Genomic DNA, 21,447 nt, shown 5'->3' with positions numbered 1-21,447 from the left:
AAACGAGGTTTATGAAAGCTCCCCTCATCAACCCACTAACTCTCGGTTAGTATGCTGGTATGGAGTACAACGTGTTCGCGAAGGCGTGCCCGTCACGTCCCACGCTGGAGCACGTCACCGGCAGGTGGGGCGGCCTGACGATGGGCGTGCTCGTGGACGGCCCGCTGCGGTTCAACGAGCTGCGCCGCCGCGTCGACGGGGTCAGCGAGAAGATGCTGTCCCAGACGTTGCAGGCGCTGGAGCGCGATGGGCTCGTGCACCGCGAAGCGCAGCCCACGAACCCACCGCGCGTCGACTACAGCCTCACGCCGCTCGGGCGCGAGACGGCCGAGCGGCTGCTCGCGTTGATCCACCTGCTGGAGGCACGGATGCCCGAGGTCCTCCAGGCGCAGCAGGCGTACGACGCCCGCTGAGTCAGCACTCGATCACGTTGACGGCGAGGCCGCCGCGCGCGGTCTCCTTGTACTTCACCGACATGTCCTTGCCGGTGTCCCGCATGGTCTTGATGACCTTGTCGAGCGACACGAAGTGCGAGCCGTCGCCGCGCAACGCCATGCGCACCGCGGTGATCGCCTTGATGGACGCGACCGCGTTGCGTTCGATGCACGGGATCTGCACCAGGCCGCCGATCGGGTCGCAGGTCAGGCCCAGGTTGTGCTCCATGGCGATCTCGGCCGCGTTCTCGACCTGTTCCGGGGTGCCGCCGAGCACCTCGGCGAGGCCGCCGGCGGCCATCGAGCAGGCCGAGCCGACCTCGCCCTGGCAGCCGACCTCGGCGCCGGAGATGGAGGCGTTCTCCTTGAACAGCACGCCGATCGCACCGGCCGTCAAGAGAAAACGAACCACTCCGTCGTCGTTGGCTCCCGGCACGAACTTCGTGTAGTAGTGCAGGACCGCCGGGACGATGCCGGCCGCGCCGTTGGTCGGCGCGGTGACGACGCGGCCGCCTGCCGCGTTCTCCTCGTTGACCGCCAACGCGAAGAGCGTCACCCAGTCCATGACCCGCAGCGGGTCGGTGACGAAGTGCTCGCCCTCCAGCCGTTTGCGCATCTCGGCGGCGCGGCGGCGGACCTTGAGGCCGCCGGGCAGGACGCCGTGCTCGTTGCAGCCGCGTTCCACGCACTCCTGCATGACGTGCCAAATATGCAGAAGTCCTTGGCGCACCTCGTCTTCCGTGCGCCACGACAGCTCGTTGGCCATCATGATCTCGCTGATCGACAGGCCGGTCTCGCGGCAGCGCGCGAGCAACTGGTCGCCGGTCAGGAACGGGTGCGGCAACGGCGTCGAGTCCGGCTTGATCCGGTCGGTGCCGGAGGCGTTCTCGTCGACGACGAACCCGCCGCCGATCGAGTAGTAGACGGCGTGCTCGACGGACTTGCCGTCCTGGTAGGCCTCGAAGCGCATCCCGTTGGGGTGCAACGGGAGCGACTTGCGGCGGTGCATGACGAGGTCGCGGTCGTGCACGAAGTCGATCTCGCGTGCGCCGCCGAGCCGGAGCCGTCCGGTGCTGACGATCTCCTCGACGCGGGCGGCCGCGACGGTGGGGTCGACTTCTTCCGGCAGGTTGCCCTCGAGGCCGAGGAACACGGCCTTCGGGCTGCCGTGGCCGTGGCCGGTCGCGCCGAGCGAGCCGAACAGCTCGACGTGCACGCGGTCCACTTCGGACGCGCGTGCGCCGAGCTTCTCGACGAACATCGCCGCGGCGCGCATCGGGCCGACGGTGTGCGAACTGGATGGTCCGATGCCGACGGAGAACAGGTCGAAAACGCTGATCGCCACTGATCAGTCCTTCGTGGTGGTGGAGCGGTCAGTCAGGCTCATGTCAGTCGGTTTTGGTGAGTTCCGCGTACTTGGCCGCGGTGAGGAGGTTCTCGGCCGACTCGACGCGGACCCTGAACAGCCAGCCCTCGCCGTACGGGTCGTTGTTCACGATCGCCGGGTCGTCGACGACGGCGCTGTTGACCTCGATCACCTCACCGGTGACGGGCGAGAACAGGTCGCTGACGGACTTGGTCGACTCCAGCTCGCCGCAGACGGCGTTGGTGACGACCTTGGCGCCGACCTCGGGCAGCTGGACGTAGACGATGTCGCCGAGCGCGTCCGCGGCGTACTCGGTGATTCCGCAGGTCAGCGGGTCCTGGGTGCCCGGCGTCCAGTCGACCCACTCGTGCTCGACGGTGTAGAGCAGGTTCTCGGGGAACTCCACGGCGCGACTCCTCTGGCAGTGACGGGTCAGGAAACTTGCGCCCCCTCCGCCGTGCAGAGTTGCCTACCCCGAGCGGTCTTGCTGCCTGAGAGTGTGCGGGAGCTTGCCCCTTCGGCGCCCCGACCAGTGCGTCGAGGTCTCTCCCACTCGGGTTCTGGCGCTGACGCGCCGCGGCCGGTCTTCAGTTCTCGAGGGCGAACGCTATGTGCGGTCCCCGCCGAGTGTCAACGCGGAACGGTCGACCGGCACTCAGGTGTGGCTCAGGTTGCTCTGTCCCAGGTGAACAACCGGACCGGGTCCGGATAGTGCAACCCGCACAGTGACATGACCTTCCCACTGCTCCACATTGTGAGATGTAGGCCACCGAACGGAGGAGTCATCGTGCGGATCGCAGTTCCCCGCGAGATCAAGAACCACGAGTACCGCGTCGCTCTCACCCCTGCCGGTGCGCACGAACTGACCAGCCGCGGGCACGACGTGTACGTCGAGCAGGGCGCCGGTCTCGGCTCCGCGATCACCGACGAGGAGTACCTCGCCGCCGGTGCCAAGGTCCTCCCGACCGCCGACGACGTCTGGTCGGAGGGTGACCTGGTTCTCAAGGTCAAGGAGCCGATCGCCGAGGAGTATCCCCGTCTCCGCGCAGGCCAGACCCTCTTCACGTACCTGCACCTCGCCGCCGACAAGCCGCTGACCGAGGCGCTGCTCGCGTCCGGCACCACGGCCATCGCCTACGAGACCGTGCAGCTGCCGAACCGCGCGCTGCCGCTGCTCGCCCCGATGTCCGAGGTCGCGGGCCGGCTGGCCCCGCAGGTCGGCGCGTTCTCGCTGATGAAGCCCTCCGGCGGCCGCGGCGTGCTGCCCGGCGGCGTCCCCGGTGTCGCCCCGGCCCGCGTGGTCGTGATCGGCGGCGGCGTGGCGGGCATCAACGCCGCCACGATCGCCGTGGGCATGGGCGCGGACGTGCAGATCCTCGACACCAACGTCGACCGCCTGCGCCAGATCGACGCCCAGTTCCAGGGCCGCCTGCGCACGCTGGCGTCGAACTCGTTCGCCATCGAGCAGGCCGTCCGCGAGGCCGACCTGGTCATCGGCGCCGTGCTCGTCCCCGGTGCCGCCGCCCCGAAGCTCGTCTCGAACGCGCTGGTCGCCGAGATGAAGCCGGGTTCGGTGCTCGTCGACATCGCCATCGACCAGGGCGGTTGCTTCGAGGACTCGCGCGCGACCACCCACGCCGAGCCGACCTACGAGGTCCACAACTCGGTGTTCTACTGCGTGGCGAACATGCCGGGCGCCGTCCCGCGCACCTCGACCTACGCGCTGACCAACGTGACGCTGCCGTACGCCGTCGGGCTGGCCGACAAGGGCTGGGAGAAGGCGCTCAAGGACGACCGTTCGCTCGCCCTGGGCCTCAACGCCCACGCCGGCCTGCTCACCAACGGCCCGGTGGCCGAGGCGACCGGCCTCACGCACACGCCGCTGGAGACCGTCGTCTAAGACCAACTGAATGAATGAGGCCCCCGCACGCGATCACGCTGCGGGGGTTTCGCCTATCGCAGGGCGGCGACGCGCGCCTTGATGCCGTCGATCACGCAGTCCAGCCCGAACTCGAACTGCGTTTCGAGCGACCACACCTCCTTCTCGTCGAGCATCGCGACGTAGCGCGGGTGCTTCTCCCGGTACAGGTCGGCGATCTTCGCCAGGTCCGGCGGCGGCGAGTCCATCCCGCCGCGGCCGACGAAGTTCACCTCGGCGAACGAGTACCCGAAGACGTAGCTCGACAGCGTGGAGATCGACTGCGCCGCGGTGGCCGTCGACAGGCCGGCGCGCAGCATGGGGCCGAACATCGCGTCCGCGAACGCCACCGCGTTCGGGCCGATGGTGTTGAACTCACCGATGCCGCGGACCCACCACGGGTGCTTGAGCGCGAGATGACGCAACCTGTGCATCATCCCGCGCACCTCGGTCTCCCAGTCGCCGTCGGGGTCCGGCAGGCCGAACTCGCCGTAGACCTCGTCCAGGCAGAGTTCGATCAGCGCGTCCTTCGTCGGCACGTGCCAGTACAGCGACATCGGCGCCGCGCCCAGTTCCGCGGCGAGCTTGCGCATGGACAGCTTCTGCATGCCGTGCTCGTCCAGCATTTCCATGGCCTTGCGGACGATCGCCTCACGACTCAGGCCGAGGGGCTGCCCGCTGCTGGGCCTGGGCTTGCCGAACCACACGCTGTCCACACCATCGATCCTAGGCTCGCCGCAACAGGATGCTGGCCACAACACCTCCCAGGAACACGGCGACCGCACCGATCAGCAGGCTGACGCTCATCCCGTTCGAGAACGCCTCGCGCACGACCGTGACGTCCGCACCGCTGTGCAGCGCCTCGCTCAGCGACCGCCCCGGAACGCCGTCCGGCAGCGAGGCCACGAACCGCGCCGAGAGCAACGCGCCCAGTACCGCGATGCCGAACGAGGACCCCAGTTCCGTCAACGTTCCGGACAGTCCGGACGCGATGCCGGCGCGTTCCGGCGGGATCGACCCCATCAGCGCGTTGACCGCGACCGGTTGCGACACACCGACACCCACGCCGATCAGGATCAGACCCGCCAGCGTCGGCGGGTAGGTCGTGCCGATCGACAGCAACGCGACACCGGTCGCGACGATCGTCATGCCGAGTAGCATCGCCCTGCCCGCGCCCAGCTTCATCACCAGCTGCCCCAGGGTGTTGCTGGTGATGATCAACGCGATCGCCATCGGCGCCACGCGGAGGCCGGCTTCGAGCGGGCTGTAGCCCAGCACGCCCTGGAGGTGTTGCGTCAACAGGAAAAGCGAGCCCGCCATGCCGAACGCCGCCAGCACGCCCGACGCGACCGCACCGGTGAAGCGGCGGTCGGAGAAGAAGCCGAGGTCCAGCATCGGGTCGGTGGTGTGCCGTTCCCACAACGCGAATCCGGTCATCGTCACGAGGCCGATCGCGATCGGCACGCCGAACTCCGCCGAACCGAACCCGTGCTCCGGCACCTCGATGACCGCGTACACGATCGAGACCATGCCGATGATCGACAGCACCGAGCCGACGACGTCGGGCCTGCGCACGGTCGGATCCTTCGACTCCGGCACGAGCGTCGCGACGGCCGCGATCGCGAGGATCGCCACCGGCACGTTGACCAGGAACACCGAACCCCACCAGAAGTGCTTGATCAGCGCGCCACCGATCACCGGCCCCGCCGCGAAGCCGAGACTCGTGACCGCGGCCCAGATGCCGATGGCCTTCGGGCGTTCCTTCTCGTCGAACAACTGCATCAGCACGGCCAGCGTGCCGGGCATCAGCACCGCGGCGCCGGCGCCCATGAAGCCGCGGGCCGCGATCAACGCCTCGGACGAGCCCGCGTAGGCCGCCACCGCGCTGCCCACGCCGAACAGGGCCAGGCCCGTCAGAAGTGCGCGCTTGCGGCCGAACCTGTCGCTCAGCGATCCGGTCGTGAGCAGCAGACCCGCCAGTGCGAGCGAGTACGCGTTGATCATCCACTGGATGTCCGCGGTGCTCGCGCCGAGACCGGTGGAGACCGACGGGATCGCCACGTTCAGCACGGTGTTGTCCAGCACCACGACCAGCACGGACAGGCAGAGCACGCCGAGCACGGCCCAGCGTTGCGGGTGCGGGTGCACCACGGCCTTCTCGGTCGTCGAAGTCATCTCGTCCCCCTTACGGTGTACGAGCACCTTACAGCGTACGAGAGCGAGCGGCGCAAGCAGGTTTCGACGGAGGTGGCCAGCGAGTCGCGAACGCGCCCAGCGGATGCGAAGGAGCCCAGCGGATGCGAAGGCGCCAGCGCCTGAGCCCTCGGGGGGTTCGGGGGGTCGTCCCCCCGACAAATACTGCGGGCTCCGGCGAAGTTGGCCGAAGGCCAACGAGCGCCAGAGCCCGCCTCGTTAAAGGGCGGCCGCGCTCAACCAGCCTGGGGGTCACTGGGAGCGGGGCCGCCGCTTCCAAATATAGCGGGCCTTGGCGCGTCGCGCCCAGCGCCCCCGCCGAAACGCGATCCAAAAGTTTCCCCGAGTGGACCACTGCCCGTGTTCGACCCATCCAGCAAACGAGTGAAATCACCGGTGCGCGGTGCGGCGAGCAGGGCCGACGGCCGATGAAGACGGAGTCGGGTGTCCCTCGAAGGGAGATTCCATGGCTGAACCACAGGGATGGATCCACTGCCACGACCCGTTCGGTCGAGACAGATCGATGACCGTGCTGGTCGAGGACGACCGGGTCCTGCTGGTCACGCCACCGGGCGAGACCGCTGTGATGTCCGCCACCCAGACGCGCCGGCTGGGCTCGTTGCTCGACCAGGCCACGGCGAAGATGTGATGGACGAGACCCTGCGCGACGCGGTGCTGCGACGCCTGGCGCTGCTGGACAAGGTCGCCGAGCACGGCGAGGCCGACGCGCTGGTTCCGCTGGCCCGCGCGGAGATCCACCGCCTCGCGGACGGCTGGCGGCTGCTGCTGACGGTGCACCAGCCCGACGAGGACGGCCGGTGCCGGGCGTGTCCCGGCTGGTTGCGTCGCCGCCGGTGGCCGTGTCAGGTCTGGAACATGGCGCACCAGCACCTGATCGGTGAGGGGGTGCCGCACCGCGAGCGGCGGCGGCCGTTGCGCAACCCGTTCACCCGATCAGGCGTTATCGACCTCCCGGAGGAGACGCCGGCCGAGATGACCACCGAACTGCCGGTCCTGGCCGCCGATCCGCCGCCGGTGCACCGCGCGCCCGTCGAGTCTCGTCCCAAGCACGCCTTGCCGGACTGACCCTTCAGGCAGGATGGGCCGCATGCATGACGGCAGCGGCCTCATCGCGGTGCAGAACCTGACCAAGCAGTTCGGTTCGGTGACCGCGGTGCAGAACCTGAGCTTCACCGTGTCACCCGGCAGTGTGACGGGCTTCCTCGGTCCGAACGGCGCGGGCAAGACGACGACCCTCCGGATGTTGCTGGGTCTCGTGACGCCCACGAGCGGTACGGCGACGATCAACGGACGCCAGTTCCACCAGCTCGGCCAGCCCGGACGCGTGGTGGGCGCGGTACTGGAGGCGCAGGGATTCCATCCGCGCCGGAGCGCGCGCAACCACCTCCGCGTCTACGGGGCGGCGATCGGCGTCCCGGACGCCCAGGCCGACCAGGTGCTGAACCTGGTCGGCCTCGGCACCGCGGCCGACCGCGCGGTCGGGGGGTTCTCGCTGGGCATGAAGCAGCGGCTGGCCGTCGCCACCGCGCTGCTCGGCGACCCGCAGGTGCTGGTCCTCGACGAGCCGGCGAACGGCCTGGACCCCGAGGGCATCGCGTGGCTGCGCAACTTCCTGCGGTCCTACGCGCGCATGGGCCGCACGGTGCTGATCTCGAGCCACCTGCTGGCCGAGGTCGAGCAGACCGTCGACCAGGTCGTGATCGTGTCGCGCGGGCAGACGATGTACTACGGGCCGTTGGACCACCTGCGCCAGCAACAACAACGCCGTGTCTTCGTGCAGCCGTCGGACGTCGGCGCGCTCGCGACCGCGCTGCAGGCGGACGGCGTCCAGTCGATCGAACAGCTCCCGGACGGCCGGCTCGCCGTGGCCGGGGTCGATTCCCGGCACGTCGCGGACGTCGCGTTGCGCGCGGGAGTGTCGGTCTACGGCATCCAGGAGGAGCAGGTCGACCTGGAACGGATCTTCTTCCAGCTCACCAGTGGCCAGTACGCCGGCTACGCGCCGGCTCCGTACCAGCAGCAACAGCAGGGTGGTTGGGCCTGATGGGCAACCTCGTACAGGCGGAGCTCCGCAAGATCACGACGACCAGCCTGTGGTGGGGACTGCTGATCCCGACCGTGCTGGTGGCGCTGGGCGGCGGGCTGCTGTCCGGCCTGATCGGTCAGGCGTTCGTCGACTTCACCTCGTCCTCGGAGGCGGAGCAGATCTCGGACGCGCTCGGCGTGACGCCGGACCAGTGGAAGTTCTCCCTGCTCGGCATCGGGCGGTCGATCAACCTCGCCACGATGTTCCCGTTGATCTTCGGTGCGCTGGCGATCTCCGGTGAGATCGGCAGGCGGACGATCACGACGACGTTCCTGACCTCGCCGTCGCGGATGCACACGATGCTGGCCAAGCTGCTGGTCTACGCGCTGTGGGGCGCCATCTACGGGCTGGCGATCATCGGGTTCATCGCGCTCGGCGTCGTCTTCACCAGTGATGCGGGCCAGATCCCCGACGCGGGCGGCTGGGCGATGCTGGCGCTGGTCGCCGTGCTGTCGTCGATCCTGATGACGATGTTCGGCATCGGCCTCGGCGCGCTCGTCCCGAACGTCGCCGGCGTGACCGTGCTGCTGATCATGTACTTCCTGGTGGTCGAGAACTCGCTGCAGTTCGGGCTCCGGCTCTCGGGCACGCCGGAGACCGTCGTCGGGTTCCTGCCGAACGGGTCGGTGAACGGGCTCACCGGCTCCGTCGTCGTCGACCTGTTCATGGCCAACGCGGGCGTCGTCCCCGAAGAGGGCATCGCGGTGCTGCGGGCCTTCGCGGGCGCGGGTGGCGCGCAGGCGTGGTGGCTGTCGGGGCTCATCTTCGCCGGGTGGGTCGCCGCCGCGTTCGGTGGCAGCTGGGCGCTGATGACCCGCAAGGACATCACCTGACCTGCGGTAACTGACGTCACGATTTTCTGTCGGACCCCGACCGTACTGTGGGTCCCGTGACGAAGGGCTGGATCCGCCGACTGACCGCAGCGTGCTGGCAGCACCCCCGCCTGGTGGTGCTGTCGGTGGTCGCCGCGGTCGTCGGCGTGGGTCTGCAGGCGGCGGGTCCGTTGCTGCTCAAGACGGCGATCGACGACTCGACGGTCGGCCGCACGGACCGGCTGTGGCCGCTGATGGTCGCGCTGGTCGTGCTGGAGCTGCTCACGTTCGGGTCGGCGTTCCTGCGCCGCTACCTGGGCGGGCGGCTGGCGCTGGGCGTGCAGCACGACCTGCGGCTGGGCGTGTTCTCCGCGGTGCAGCGGCTCGACGGCGCGAAGCAGGACGAGCTGCGGACCGGGCAGATCGTGTCTCGCTCGATCACCGACCTGCAGCTGGTGCAGTCGCTGCTGATGATGGCGCCGCTGGCCGTCGGCACGGTGGTGTTCGCGCTGGCCGCCCTGGCCGCGATGCTCTACCTGTCGGTGCCGCTGACGATCATCGCGGTGATCGTGCTGCCGCTGGTGGCGTGGCTGGCCGGGCGCACCCGGCTGACGCTGTTCCCCGCCACGTGGTCGGCGCAGCAGCGGGCGGCCGACCTGGCGCAGCACGTCGAGGAGACCGTCACCGGTGTCCGCGTGGTGAAGGGCTTCGGCCAGGAGGCGCGGGAGGTCGCGCGGCTGGAGAAGCACGCGAAGTCCCTGTTCGCGGAACGGATGCGGTCGGCCCGGCTGTCGTCGAAACCCCTCGCGACGGTGACGGCGCTGCCGTTGCTCGGCCAGGTCGCGGTGCTGGGGCTGGGCGGCTGGCTCGCGCTGCACGGCCAGGTCACGCTGGGCACGTTCCTCGCGTTCACGACGTACGTGGCCAATCTCGTCGGGCCGACAAGGTTGCTGTCCAGCCTGATGGTGTCCGCGCAGCTCGCCAGGGCCGGTGTGGAGCGGGTCTACGAGCTGATCGACTCGCAGCCGGACGTGACGGACGGCCCCGCCGAGGTGCCGGACGGGCCGCTTGGGGTCTCGTTCTCCGGGGTGACGTTCGGGTACACCCGCAGCGAGCCGGTGCTGCGGGACTTCTCGATCTCCGTGGAGCCGGGCGAGACGCTGGCGCTGGTCGGCACCTCCGGTTCCGGCAAGTCGACGGTCTCGCTGCTGCTGCCGCGTTTCTACGACGTGCACTCCGGCGCCGTCCGCGTCGGCGGCGCGGACGTGCGCACGCTGCGGCTGGAGTCGTTGCGCCACACGGTGGGCGTGGTGTTCGAGGAGGCGTTCCTGTTCTCGGACACGGTGTTCTCGAACATCGCGTACGGCCGCCCGGACGCGTCGCGCGAGGAGGTGGAGCGCGCCGCCAAGGCCGCCGAGGCCCACGACTTCATCGAGGCCCTGCCGCTCGGCTACGACACGGTGGTGGGCGAGCGCGGGCTGACGTTGTCCGGCGGTCAGCGCCAGCGCGTCGCCCTGGCCCGCGCGTTGCTCTCCGACCCCCGCGTCCTGGTGCTGGACGACGCGACGTCCGCGGTGGACAACGCGACGGAGGCCGCGATCCACGCGACGCTGGCCTCGGTGACGGCCGATCGCACCACCCTGCTCGTGGCGCACCGGCGGTCCACCCTGTCGCTGGCCGACCGGATCGCGGTCCTGGACGCGGGCCGCGTGGTCGACATCGGCACGCACGAGGAGCTGACCGCGCGCTGCGCCCTCTACCGCGACCTGCTGGCGGGCCCCGGTGAGGCGATCGAGTCGGCCGCGCCGGTGCGGACCGGCGAGCTGTGGCCGTCGCTCAGCCAGGAAGACAGGGACGAACGCCTGATCGCCGAGGCCAAGACCTCCGCGCCCGCCGCGCCCGGCAGGCGCGGCGGTGGTGGCGGTGGCGGTGGTGGCATGGCGGCGCTGGCGGGCGGCCCGCCCACCCCGGAGCTGCTGGCGCAGGTCCGTTCGCTGCCACCCGCCACCGAGGTCCCGGTCCTGCACGGCGAAGACCCGAGGGCCGCCGATCCCGGCTTCCGCCTGGCCCGCCTCCTGCGCCCGGTCCGCTGGGCGCTGGGCGGAGTGGCCGCCCTGGTCGTGCTGGACGCGCTGGTGGGCATGGGCCTGCCCTCACTGGTGCGCCTGGGCATCGACGGCGGCGTGGTGGGCGGCGCCGAGTCGGCGTTGTGGCAGGCCGTCGCCCTCGGCACCGGCCTGGTGGTGGTCGGCTGGCTGACGACGGCGGGCAGCACCGTGCTCGCCGCCCGCCTGGGCGAACGCCTGCTCTACCTGCTGCGCGTCCGCAGCTACGCCCACCTGCAACGCCTCGGCCTCGACTACTACGAGCGCGAGATGGCCGGCCGCATCATGACGAGGATGACGACGGACGTCGACGCCCTCTCGACGTTCCTGCAGACCGGCCTCGTGACGGCCGTGATCAGCCTGGTCACCGTCGTGGGCATCACCGCGGCCCTGGTGTTCACCGACGCCTCACTGGCCCTGATCGCACTGTCGGTGCTGCCGATCCTGGCGATCGCCACGGTGATCTTCCAGCGCCTCTCCTCCACCGCGTACGCGGAAGCCCGCGAACGCGTCAGCGCCGTGAACGCCGACCTGCAGGAAAACGTCTCGGGCCTGCGCGTCTCCCAGGCGTACACGAGGGAACGCCACTCGGCCGAGACCTTCGCCGAACGCAGCGACGCCTACCGCCGCACCCGCCTGCGCGCCCAGCGCTACATCGCCACGTACTTCCCGTTCGTGGCAATGCTCTCCGGCGTCGCCCAAGCGGTCGTCCTGGCCGTAGGCGCCCACCGCGTGGCCACCGGCACCCTGACCCCAGGCGTCCTGCTGGCGTTCCTGCTCTACCTGGGCCTGTTCTTCAGCCCGATCCAGCAACTCTCCGGCGTCTTCGACGGCTACCAGCAGGCCCGAGTGGGCCTCCGCCGCATCGCCGACCTCCTCCGCACCCCCAGCTCAGTCGAGCCACCGGCAACCCCGATCCCGGTCCCACCCCGCCTGCGAGGCGAGGTGGAGCTGCGCAACGTCTCATTCACCTACGCGGGCGCCGACCACCCGGCCCTGGCCGACGTCACCCTCCACGTAACCCCAGGCGAAACGGTCGCCCTGGTAGGCGAAACCGGCGCGGGCAAGTCGACCCTCGTCAAACTCGTAGCCCGCTTCTACGACGCCACCGAAGGCACCGTCCTGGTAGACGGCGTGGACGTCCGCACCTACGACCTGAGCGCCTACCGCCAACGCCTGGGCGTAGTCCCCCAAGAGGCCCACCTCTTCGGCGGCGACCTGGCCGACAACGTCGCCTACGGCCGCCCCACCGCCAAAGAACCGGAAATCCAGCAAGCCGTCCAAGCCGTAGGCGCCCTCCCCATGGTCGCCACCCTCCCGAACGGCTTCCGCCAACCGGTAGGCGAACGCGGCAACCACCTCTCAGCAGGCCAACGCCAACTGGTAGCCCTGGCCAGAGCAGAACTGGTCAACCCAGACCTGCTCCTGCTAGACGAGGCCACAGCGGCCCTCGACCCAGCCACCGAGTCCGCAGTCCTGGCAGCCAGCGACCACCTGTCCGGAGCCCGCACCACCTTCGTAGTGGCCCACCGCCTGGCCACAGCGGCCCGAGCCGACCGCATCGTCGTCCTGTCAGGCGGCCGCATCGTCGAACAGGGCACCCACGCCGACCTCTTAGCCGCCAACGGCGCCTACGCGCGCCTGTGGCGCCATGGCACCCCGGAAGCCGCCTAACGCGGAGCTGGACGGCGCCCCGGCCGCGCCGAACCGGGCGAGCCGGCCGCGTTCAGCTGCGCGGGCCGGTTGCGGTTCAGGCGAGCGGGTCGGCTTGCGGGCGAGAGAGCGCGTTCCAGCGGAGGGGTCACCTGCCATGCGAACGGCCACCTTGCGGAGGTGGTCCATCAGGCATGGACGAATTTCGGGCCGCGATTGGGGCTTGACCTTGAGCCTCTGGCGGGACGCTGACACGGCCTCAAAAGCCGGGGAGAAAAGCGCCCCGGCCGAGCCCAGACAGGGAAGCATCCCGCCCCCTCAAGGTAAAGCCCCGATCGCCCAGCGCGGGGTGCACCGCCACCCAGCGCAGAATCAGCCCGTTCCGGCTCGCTTCGCATCGCGCCTATAGGCGTACCGGTGCTGCTCGGACATACCGCGAACGTTCCAACAAGGCCGATGACGAAGACATCCCAGTTGCTAGGGATGTCAAGCCGCAGCGTTGTTGATGTTGGTGTGGTGTGCCCAGGCGGTGGTGGGAACAGGCCCCGGCACGGTGAACGCGACCCCTACACCAAGCAGAGCCTGTTTTCGGCTCGAACAGCGTGACATGTCCCTCGACGGCGTCAAGACCCTCCGGCCCCCTCCGGGGGCGGCCTGCGGCCGGTCATTGACCCCACCGCCGGACACGCCTGCCCACAAGCAAGCCGAAACCCCGAAAACAAGCCCCGCGAGGGGACTTGACCGGCCCCGCTCCTTCATAGATGACTTCGGCCTAAAACGGTCGGGCATAAGGAGCCCGGCCGATCTATTCAACGGTAGCATCTAGAACCAAAGTCAAGCCCCAATCGCGCGTCTGGTTGTGCATGACCGCTTGGCCGGCATTTCACCCTATCGTGTTCACGCTTGACTGTTATCGTTTCGTGATCTTTCGGTATAGTAGAACACGTGATCGAAACTCGACTCCTCCCCACTGACGAGCTGCTGCGCAGCCTCGTCGATGAGGTGACGGAGATTCGGGTTCGCGAGAATACCGTCCTGCAGAAGATCGCCGAACTGGATCGGCGAGGAGCTGCGGGCGAGCTGGGGTACAAGAATTTGCCGCAGGTGTTGCGGCACGCGGTTCGGTGGGATCTCACCACAGCCAGGAAATGGGTCACGAACGCCGGGTTGCTGAGCGCCGAGATCACTCCGACCGGAAGTGAGCTCGCCCCTGAGCTTCCCGTGACCGCGTCGGTTGCGGCCGAGGGTGTGTTGTCGGTCGAGCATGTCGCGGTGGTCGCCGAGGTCATGAAGGCCCTGCCCGCCGAGGCTGAGGACTCCGTTGTGAGCTTCGCTCGTGAGCATGAGCCCAATGCGGTGCGCGCGTTCGGCAAGGAGCTCGCGTATCGGCTGTATCAGGACGACCCGCCGCCGCATGATCCCGAGCCCGCGCCGCAGGTCAACCAGCATGTGATGCGCTGGAAGAACGGCCAGCTGGAGATCAGGGCGTTGCTGGACGCGGTCACTGGCGCGAAGTACGAGGCGTTGCTCGATCCGCTGGCCAAGCCGCGTCCGGAGACCGCCGAGGACGGCCCGGACCTGCGGTCACGCGCCGAGCGTGAGGGTGATGCGCTGGCCGAGTTGGTCGATCTGATGCTGCGTGCGGACCAGCTGCCCGAGCACGGCGGCGAGCCGGTCACCCTCACCGTGACCATCCGCTACGACGAGCTCGCCGAGCAGGTTGGGCAGGCGACGCTGGAAAACGGCGAGCGTGTCCCGGCCGAGCAGGTCCGTCAGCTCGCCTGCGACGCGGGCATCATCCCGCTGGTACTGGGCGAGAAGTCCCAGCCGATGAACATCGGCCGCAAAACCCGTTCCTTCCCCGCCGGAATCCGCCGAATACTCGTCGCCCGCGATCGCGGCTGCGCTTTTCCCGGGTGTGGCAGACCACCGAAACAATGCGACGGCCACCACGTGCGCCATTGGGCGGACGGCGGCGAGACATCGGTCGACAACGCCGTCCTGCTGTGCCGTCACCACCACACGCTCATCCACCAAAGCGAATGGGACGTGACAATGGAGCACGGCATACCCACATTCCACCCGCCGCGCTGGATGGACGGAAACCGCAAGCCGCGCAGAAATCTTCTCCATGCCGCCGCCTGACTTCCCCGGCAAAGCCGTGGCGACGCGAAGCGAGCCGTCTTCCCTCATTCTCCGCTGGGCAAGCGGTGATAACGCAACCGCCGCGATTGGGGCTTGACTTTGGGTGCGAGATGCTACCGTTGAAGAGATCGGCCGGGCTCCTTATGCCTGGCCGTTTTAGGCCGATCAAGCATCTCGCAAGGGCCCCGAAGTCAAGCCCCAATCGCAATCGTCGCGAAGCGGCGATGAATAGACCCGGCCCGGTAAAGGCACCCAAGCCAGCCACCTATGCAGGGTGACCGCTCGCACGGCAGGCGACCCCTCCGCTGGAACGCGACCGGCCCACGCAACCGGCCCACGCAACCGGCCCACGCAACCGCCACCGCAAGCCCCACGCGAGCCAACCCGCCCACCCACGCAAAATCAGCACGCCCACTCAGGTCCAGCCCACCCACGCAACCCAGCCCGCAGACTCAGGCCAGCCCGCCGACCCAACCCCCAGAGGACCCCATGCCGCCCAGCCCCCGCCCATCAGTCCTCTACGTCTCCGACCTGACCTACCCGGCCCGAGGCCGCCGCTACTGCGACGAGGACATCTACCTGACCTCAAAACTCCGCCAGCACTTCGACCTGGCCATCACCCACCCAGAAGACGCCACACCCCTGATGGCGAGCTTCGACACGGTCGTAGTCCGCAACAGCGGCCCGGTGATCGACTACCCAGCCGCCTACGCCCACTTCCGCGAGCAGGCGAAGTCAACCGGCCAACGCGTCTACAACCCGCTCACCGGCAAGGCCGACATGGCGGGCAAGCAGTACCTGATCGACCTGACCGAGCAGGGCTACCCGGTCATCCCCACGATCGACGACCTCACGCACCTGGACCGCCTCCCGCAGGCGACCGAGTACGTCGTGAAACCCAAAGCCGGCGCCGACTCGCACGGCCTGAAGTTCGTCGAAGCCGAGAACCTCACCCACGAGAACCTCACCCAAGCGAACTCAACTCACAAAGAAGAAGACGTTCTCATTCAGCCCAAGATCGATTTCCGGTACGAGGTCTCGTTCTACTTCGTGGACCACGACTTCCAGTACGCCCTCAACGCACCGGACCCCGCCCAACGCTGGGCACTGACCCACTACGACGCGAGCCGGGAAGATCTGGAATTCGCGCGAAAGTTCATCGACTGGAACGACCTCGGCCACGGCATCCAGCGCGTCGACGCGTGCCGCACGCAGGACGGGGACCTCCTGCTGGTCGAACTGGAGGACCTGAACCCGTACCTGTCGCTGGACCGAACGTCAGACGAGACCAGGGAGAACTTCGTGAAGGCCATGACGAGCTCGATCCTGCGTTCACTGGGCTGAACAGCTGGGCTGAACAGGGGCAGAACACGAGGCCGCACAAGATCGATCCGTGCGGAGCACAGGATGTACCTATCGTGAACTGATCACTGCGCTCAGTGCGTATGCCACTCCAACAGACACTCAACAGGGCCGAAAAGTGAGGTGACGTAGTGAGACGCACATCAAGAAGTGCTCAACTTCGGGTGACTACGGGCTCGTCCTGATCGATCCTGTGACAGAGCACTCCTTGCCAGGTGCCTCCAGCGTGTGAAGGCCCGGGCCAGGGGGACTAGCCTGATGACCGCATGAGTCAACACCAAGAGCGAGATGGATAGAGGCGAGCGCCAGCCGTGTCCAGCAGCAGTCCTGCGTCACAATTCGGGCCGAACGAATGGCTCGTCGAGGAGATGTACGAGCAGTTCCTCGCGGACCCGTCATCCGTAGACCCGGCATGGCATGACTTCTTTGCCGACTACAAGCGTGCGGGCGGCAACGGTAGTACCGCCACGGCCAGCGCGGGTGGCTCCACGGCCACCACGACCGCGACCGTGACGCCGCCGGCCGCGGACAACGGCAAGGCCGCGCCCGCCGCCTCCAAGCCTGCCGCGCAGCCGCAGCAGCAGCCGAAGCCGGCGGCCACGCTGCCGTCGACCGGCAAGCCCGCGCCGCAGCAGGCCGCCAAGGCCAAGCCGGTCACGCAGAGCGCACAGGGCGCGCAGCCCGAGCAGAAGCAGCTGCGCGGTGCGTCCGCCGCGATCGCGAAGAACATGGAGCTGTCGCTCACCGTTCCGACCGCGACGAGCGTGCGCGCCGTGCCCGCGAAGCTGCTGGCCGACAACCGCATCGTCATCAACAACCACCTGAAGCGGACGCGTGGCGGGAAGGTCTCCTTCACGCACGTCATCGGCTACGCGGTGGTGCGGGCGCTGCAGGCGTACCCGAATATGAACCGGCACTACGCCGAGGTCGACGGCAAGCCGTTCGTCGTCACGCCGGAGCACGTGAACTTCGGTCTGGCGATCGACCTGCCCGGCAAGGACGGCAGCCGCACGCTGGTCGTCGCGTCGGTCAAGGGCTGCGAGAACATGACGTTCACGCAGTTCTGGCAGGCCTACGAGGACCTGATCCGCAAGGCGCGCTCCGGCTCGCTGACCGCGGACGACTTCTCGGGCACGACGATCTCGCTGACCAACCCCGGCACGATCGGCACGAACCACTCGGTGCCGCGGCTGCAGGCCGGTCAGGGCGCGATCATCGGCGTCGGTGCGATGGAGTACCCCGCGCACTTCCAGGGCACCAGCGAGCAGGCCCTGACCGACATGGGCGTCAGCAAGATCATCACGCTGACCTCCACGTACGACCACCGCATCATCCAGGGCGCGGAGTCGGGCGAGTTCCTCAAGCGCATCCACCAGCTGCTGCTGGGCGAGGACGGCTTCTACGACGACATCTTCGCGTCGCTGCGGCTGCCCTACGAGCCGATCCGCTGGGTCGCCGACATCCCCGAGGGCGCCGTCGACAAGACCGCGCGCGTCATCGAGCTGATCGACGCGTTCCGCACGCGCGGCCACCTGATGGCCGACACGGACCCGCTGAACTACCGCCAGCGCAGCCACGCCGACCTGGACGTGCTCAGCCACGGCCTGACGCTGTGGGACCTCGACCGCGAGTTCCCCGTCGGCGGCTTCGCGGGCGAGGAGCGGATGAAGCTCCGCGACATCCTGGGCGTGCTGCGCAACTCGTACTGCCGCACCGTCGGCGTCGAGTACATGCACATCCTGGAGCCCGAAGAGCGCCGCTGGATCCAGGAGCGCGTCGAGGTTCCGCACGAGAAGCCGCCGGCCACCGTGCAGAAGTACATCCTCAGCAAACTGAACGCGGCCGAGGCGTTCGAGACGTTCCTGCAGACGAAGTACGTCGGCCAGAAGCGCTTCTCGCTGGAGGGCGGCGAGACCGTCATCCCGCTGCTCGACGCGGTCCTCGACAAGGCCGCCGAGCACGAGCTCGACGAGGTCGTCATCGGCATGCCGCACCGCGGCCGCCTGAACGTCCTCGCGAACATCGTCGGCAAGCCGATCTCGCAGATCTTCCGCGAGTTCGAGGGCAACCTCGACCCCGGTCAGGCGCACGGCTCCGGCGACGTGAAGTACCACCTCGGTGCCGAGGGCAAGTACTTCCGCATGTTCGGCGACGGCGAGACCAAGGTGTCGCTGACGGCGAACCCGTCGCACCTCGAGGCCGTCGACCCGGTGCTCGAGGGCATCGTGCGCGCCAAGCAGGACCTGATCGACAAGGGCGGCGACTTCTTCCCGGTCCTGCCGGTCGCCCTGCACGGTGACGCGGCGTTCGCGGGCCAGGGTGTCGTCGCCGAGACGCTGAACCTGGCGCTCGTGCGCGGCTACCGCACCGGCGGCACGGTCCACATCGTCGTCAACAACCAGGTCGGCTTCACGACCGCGCCGGAGCACTCGCGGTCCTCGAAGTACTCGACCGACGTCGCGAAGATGATCGGCTCGCCGGTCTTCCACGTGAACGGCGACGACCCCGAGGCCTGCTACTGGGTCGCGAAGCTGGCCGTCGAGTACCGCCAGGCGTTCCACAAGGACGTCGTGATCGACATGGTCTGCTACCGCCGCCGCGGCCACAACGAGGGCGACGACCCCTCGATGACGCAGCCGGCGATGTACGACGTGATCGACCAGAAGCGCTCGGTCCGCAAGACCTACACCGAGTCCCTGATCGGCCGCGGCGACATCACGGTCGAAGAGGCCGAGAAGGCGCTGCAGGACTTCTCCAGCCAGCTGGAGCACGTCTTCAACGAAGTCCGCGAGCTCGAGAAGCACCCGGTGACGGTCAGCCCGTCGGTGGAGGCCGAGCAGCAGATCCCGGCGAAGCTGCCCACGGGCATCAGCCGCGAGGTGCTGGAGCACATCGCGGACGCCCACGTGAACCTGCCGGAGGGCTTCACGCCGCACGCGCGCGTCAAGCCGGTGCTCGAACGCCGCGCCAAGATGGCGCGCGAGGGCGGCATCGACTGGGCGTTCGCGGAGCTCCTCGCGTTCGGCTCGCTCGCGATGGAGGGCCGCAACGTCCGCCTCGCGGGCCAGGACTCGCGCCGCGGCACGTTCGTGCAGCGTCACGCGACCCTGATCGACCGCAAGACCGGCAGCGACTACACGCCGCTGCAGCACCTGTCCGGTGACCAGGGCAAGTTCATGGTCTACGACTCGGTGCTGTCGGAGTTCGCCGCGCTCGGCTTCGAGTACGGCTACTCGGTCGCGAACCCGCAGGCGCTGGTGCTGTGGGAGGCGCAGTTCGGCGACTTCGTCAACGGCGCGCAGCCGATCATCGACGAGTTCATCTCGTCCGGTGAGGCGAAGTGGGGTCAGCGTTCCGACGTCGTGATCCTGCTGCCGCACGGCCACGAGGGCCAGGGCCCCGACCACACGTCGGGCCGCATCGAGCGCTGGCTGCAGCTGTGCGCCGAGGGTTCCATGACCGTCGCGGTGCCGTCGACCCCGGCGAACTACTTCCACCTGCTGCGCCGGCACGCCCTCGACGGCGTCGACCGCCCGCTCGTGGTGTTCACGCCGAAGTCGATGCTGCGCCTCAAGGCCGCGGTCAGCGGCACGGAGGAGTTCATCAGCGACCGCTTCCAGTCCGTGATCGACGACCCGACGATCAAGGACACGAACGCGGTCACGAAGGTCCTGCTGTGCAGCGGCAAGATCTCCTACGAGCTGCACGCCGAGCGGGAGAAGCGCGGCGGCGGCGACGTGGCGATCGTGCGCGTCGAGCAGCTCTACCCTGTCCCGGCCCGCAAGCTGACCGAGACCCTGGAGCGCTACCCGAACGCGAAGGACGTCCGCTGGGTGCAGGAGGAGCCGGCGAACCAGGGCGCCTGGCCGTTCTACGGCCTGGCCCTGCCGGAGCTGCTGCCCGAGCACCTCGGCACCGTCCGCCGCGTGTCGCGCCGCCCGATGGCCGCCCCGTCGGCCGGTTCGAGCAAGGTGCACGAGGTCGAGCAGCGCGAGATCATCACCCGCGCGTTCGAGTGATCACCGTTTGACCGAGACGAGCCGCCGGATCCACTTGGGTCCGGCGGCTCGTTTTCTAAGCCCCTACAGGAGTTTCGTCATGTACTTCACCGATCGCGGCATCGAGGAGCTCGAGAAGCGGCGCGGCGAGGAGGAGGTCACCTTCGCGTGGCTCGCCGACAAGCTGCGGGAGTTCGTCGACGCCAACCCGGACTTCGAGACGCCCATCGAGCGCTTCGCCACCTTCCTGGCGCGCGACGACGACGACTTCGAGGACTGAGCTACCAGGCGTAGGCCTCCGGGGCCGGCTTCGACCCGTTCGGAGCCGGTGCCGGGAACAGCTCGTCGAGCTTGGCCAGCACATCCGCGTCCAGCTTCAGCTCCGCGGCACGCAACGAGTTGTCCAGTTGTTCCTGGGTGCGCGGCCCGATGATCGGCGCCGTCACGCCGTCCTGGTGCAGCAGCCAGGCGAGACCGACGTTGGCCGGGTTCTCACCCAGCTCGGCGCAGAGCTTCTCGTAGGCGTCGATCGTGTCGCGGTGCTGCTCCAGCGCGTCCGCGGACCGTCCGGACGAGCTGCGGGAGGTGCCACCCTCACGCTGCTTGCGCAGCACGCCGCCCAGCAGGCCACCGTGCAGGGGCGACCACGGGATCACGCCGAGGCCGTAGTGCCGAGCGGCCGGCAGGACCTCCAGCTCCACCCAGCGGGTCATCAGGTTGTAGATCGACTGCTCGGACACCAGGCCGAGGAACCCGCGCGTCCGTGCCGCCTCCTGGGCCTGGGCGATGTGCCAGCCCGCGAAGTTGGACGAGCCGAAGTAGATGACCTTGCCCTGCTGGCGCAGCACGGAGAAGGCTTCCCAGATCTCGTCCCACGGCGTGTCCCGGTCGACGTGGTGCATCTGGTAGAGGTCGATGTAGTCGGTCTGCATGCGCTTCAGGGAGGCGTCACAGGCGCGGCGGATGTTCAGCGCCGACAGCTTGGTCTCGTTCGGCCAGTCACCCATGCTGCCGTAGAGCTTGGTGGCGATGACCGTCTTCTCGCGACGGGTGCCGCCCTGGGCGAACCAGTTGCCGATGATGTTCTCGGTGACGCCCTCGCCCTTCTTCCAGCCGTAGACGTTGGCCGTGTCGAAGAAGTTCAGGCCGTGTTCGTGGGCGCGGTCCATGATCGCGTGGCTGTCGGCCTCGGAGGTCTCGGGACCGAAGTTCATCGTGCCGAGGCACAGGCGGGAGACGGACAGGCCGCTGCGACCGAGCTGGGTGTACTCCATGACTTCCACCCTGCCTGGCGGCGCGGCATTGTGCCACGTGGAGCTGCTCCAGGTCGCCACAGATTTGACAGTGTTGCCGA

16 protein-coding genes and 1 riboswitch are annotated in these 21,447 nt (G+C 68.6%); of the genes, 11 read left to right on the top strand and 5 right to left on the bottom strand.

Going from position 1 to position 21,447, the window contains the following annotated elements; genetic code table 11:
- The first annotated feature begins 59 nt into the window (after positions 1 to 59).
- Positions 60 to 413: a winged helix-turn-helix transcriptional regulator gene (locus ACRSBM_RS01720; RefSeq protein ID WP_434438920.1), complete on the top strand. Its 354-nt coding sequence runs from the start codon at positions 60 to 62 to the stop codon at positions 411 to 413.
- A 1-nt stretch (position 414) separates the two neighbouring features.
- Here the strand turns inward: ACRSBM_RS01720 and ACRSBM_RS01715 are convergent, their stop codons facing one another.
- Complete coding sequence (locus ACRSBM_RS01715; RefSeq protein ID WP_434438919.1) at positions 415 to 1,779, bottom strand: L-serine ammonia-lyase; 1,365 nt, start codon at positions 1,777 to 1,779, stop codon at positions 415 to 417.
- 43 nt (positions 1,780 to 1,822) lie between these two features.
- Entirely contained in the window at positions 1,823 to 2,206 is a 384-nt protein-coding gene (gcvH, locus tag ACRSBM_RS01710; RefSeq protein WP_434438917.1) for a glycine cleavage system protein GcvH, read from the bottom strand.
- Between the two features lie 63 nt (positions 2,207 to 2,269).
- Positions 2,270 to 2,362, bottom strand: a riboswitch (glycine riboswitch).
- A gap of 225 nt (positions 2,363 to 2,587) precedes the next feature.
- On the opposite strand from gcvH, the gene ald reads away from it, so the two are divergent.
- Entirely contained in the window at positions 2,588 to 3,700 is a 1,113-nt protein-coding gene (gene ald, locus ACRSBM_RS01705; RefSeq protein ID WP_434438915.1) for an alanine dehydrogenase, read from the top strand.
- A 53-nt stretch (positions 3,701 to 3,753) separates the two neighbouring features.
- On the opposite strand, the gene ACRSBM_RS01700 is transcribed toward ald, so the two are convergent.
- Positions 3,754 to 4,434, bottom strand: a complete 681-nt coding sequence (locus tag ACRSBM_RS01700; RefSeq protein ID WP_434438913.1) for a TetR/AcrR family transcriptional regulator — start codon at positions 4,432 to 4,434, stop codon at positions 3,754 to 3,756.
- A 10-nt stretch (positions 4,435 to 4,444) separates the two neighbouring features.
- Positions 4,445 to 5,893 carry an MFS transporter gene (locus tag ACRSBM_RS01695; RefSeq protein ID WP_434438911.1) on the bottom strand — a complete coding sequence of 483 codons (1,449 nt, stop codon included), beginning with the start codon at positions 5,891 to 5,893 and terminating at the stop codon, positions 4,445 to 4,447.
- Between the two features lie 484 nt (positions 5,894 to 6,377).
- Here ACRSBM_RS01695 and ACRSBM_RS01690 point away from each other — a divergent pair, with 484 nt between their 5' ends.
- The 9 genes from ACRSBM_RS01690 to ACRSBM_RS01650 all read left to right on the top strand — a co-directional run bounded on the left by ACRSBM_RS01690 (position 6,378) and on the right by ACRSBM_RS01650 (position 20,373).
- Entirely contained in the window at positions 6,378 to 6,560 is a 183-nt protein-coding gene (locus ACRSBM_RS01690; RefSeq protein WP_434438910.1) for a hypothetical protein, read from the top strand.
- Entirely contained in the window at positions 6,560 to 6,997 is a 438-nt protein-coding gene (locus ACRSBM_RS01685; RefSeq protein WP_434438908.1) for a hypothetical protein, read from the top strand. Before ACRSBM_RS01690 ends, ACRSBM_RS01685 begins: the two co-directional genes overlap by 1 nt.
- Positions 6,998 to 7,019: 22 nt before the next feature.
- Positions 7,020 to 7,976 carry an ABC transporter ATP-binding protein gene (locus ACRSBM_RS01680; protein WP_434438907.1) on the top strand — a complete coding sequence of 319 codons (957 nt, stop codon included), beginning with the start codon at positions 7,020 to 7,022 and terminating at the stop codon, positions 7,974 to 7,976.
- A complete protein-coding gene (locus ACRSBM_RS01675; protein WP_434438906.1) occupies positions 7,976 to 8,851 on the top strand; it encodes a hypothetical protein in 876 nt (291 codons plus the stop codon). The genes ACRSBM_RS01680 and ACRSBM_RS01675 overlap by 1 nt, the downstream gene beginning before the upstream one ends.
- Before the next feature lie 47 nt (positions 8,852 to 8,898).
- Positions 8,899 to 12,609: an ABC transporter ATP-binding protein gene (locus ACRSBM_RS01670; protein ID WP_434438903.1), complete on the top strand. Its 3,711-nt coding sequence runs from the start codon at positions 8,899 to 8,901 to the stop codon at positions 12,607 to 12,609.
- A gap of 924 nt (positions 12,610 to 13,533) precedes the next feature.
- Positions 13,534 to 14,733 carry a DUF222 domain-containing protein gene (locus ACRSBM_RS01665; protein WP_434438901.1) on the top strand — a complete coding sequence of 400 codons (1,200 nt, stop codon included), beginning with the start codon at positions 13,534 to 13,536 and terminating at the stop codon, positions 14,731 to 14,733.
- Between the two features lie 489 nt (positions 14,734 to 15,222).
- Positions 15,223 to 16,077 (top strand): hypothetical protein, encoded by an 855-nt coding sequence (locus ACRSBM_RS01660; RefSeq protein WP_434438900.1) that lies wholly within the window; start codon positions 15,223 to 15,225, stop codon positions 16,075 to 16,077.
- A 329-nt stretch (positions 16,078 to 16,406) separates the two neighbouring features.
- Entirely contained in the window at positions 16,407 to 20,114 is a 3,708-nt protein-coding gene (locus ACRSBM_RS01655; protein WP_434438899.1) for a multifunctional oxoglutarate decarboxylase/oxoglutarate dehydrogenase thiamine pyrophosphate-binding subunit/dihydrolipoyllysine-residue succinyltransferase subunit, read from the top strand.
- A 79-nt stretch (positions 20,115 to 20,193) separates the two neighbouring features.
- Positions 20,194 to 20,373 carry a DUF6104 family protein gene (locus ACRSBM_RS01650; RefSeq protein WP_434438898.1) on the top strand — a complete coding sequence of 60 codons (180 nt, stop codon included), beginning with the start codon at positions 20,194 to 20,196 and terminating at the stop codon, positions 20,371 to 20,373.
- Between the two features lies 1 nt (position 20,374).
- On the opposite strand, the gene ACRSBM_RS01645 is transcribed toward ACRSBM_RS01650, so the two are convergent.
- Complete coding sequence (locus tag ACRSBM_RS01645) at positions 20,375 to 21,367, bottom strand: aldo/keto reductase (protein WP_434438896.1); 993 nt, start codon at positions 21,365 to 21,367, stop codon at positions 20,375 to 20,377.
- Positions 21,368 to 21,447 lie beyond the last annotated feature (80 nt).

Source organism: Lentzea xerophila, assembly GCF_051094245.1.
Lineage (GTDB): Bacteria > Actinomycetota > Actinomycetes > Mycobacteriales > Pseudonocardiaceae > Lentzea > Lentzea xerophila.
This window is presented reverse-complemented; position numbering and strand designations above follow the sequence as displayed.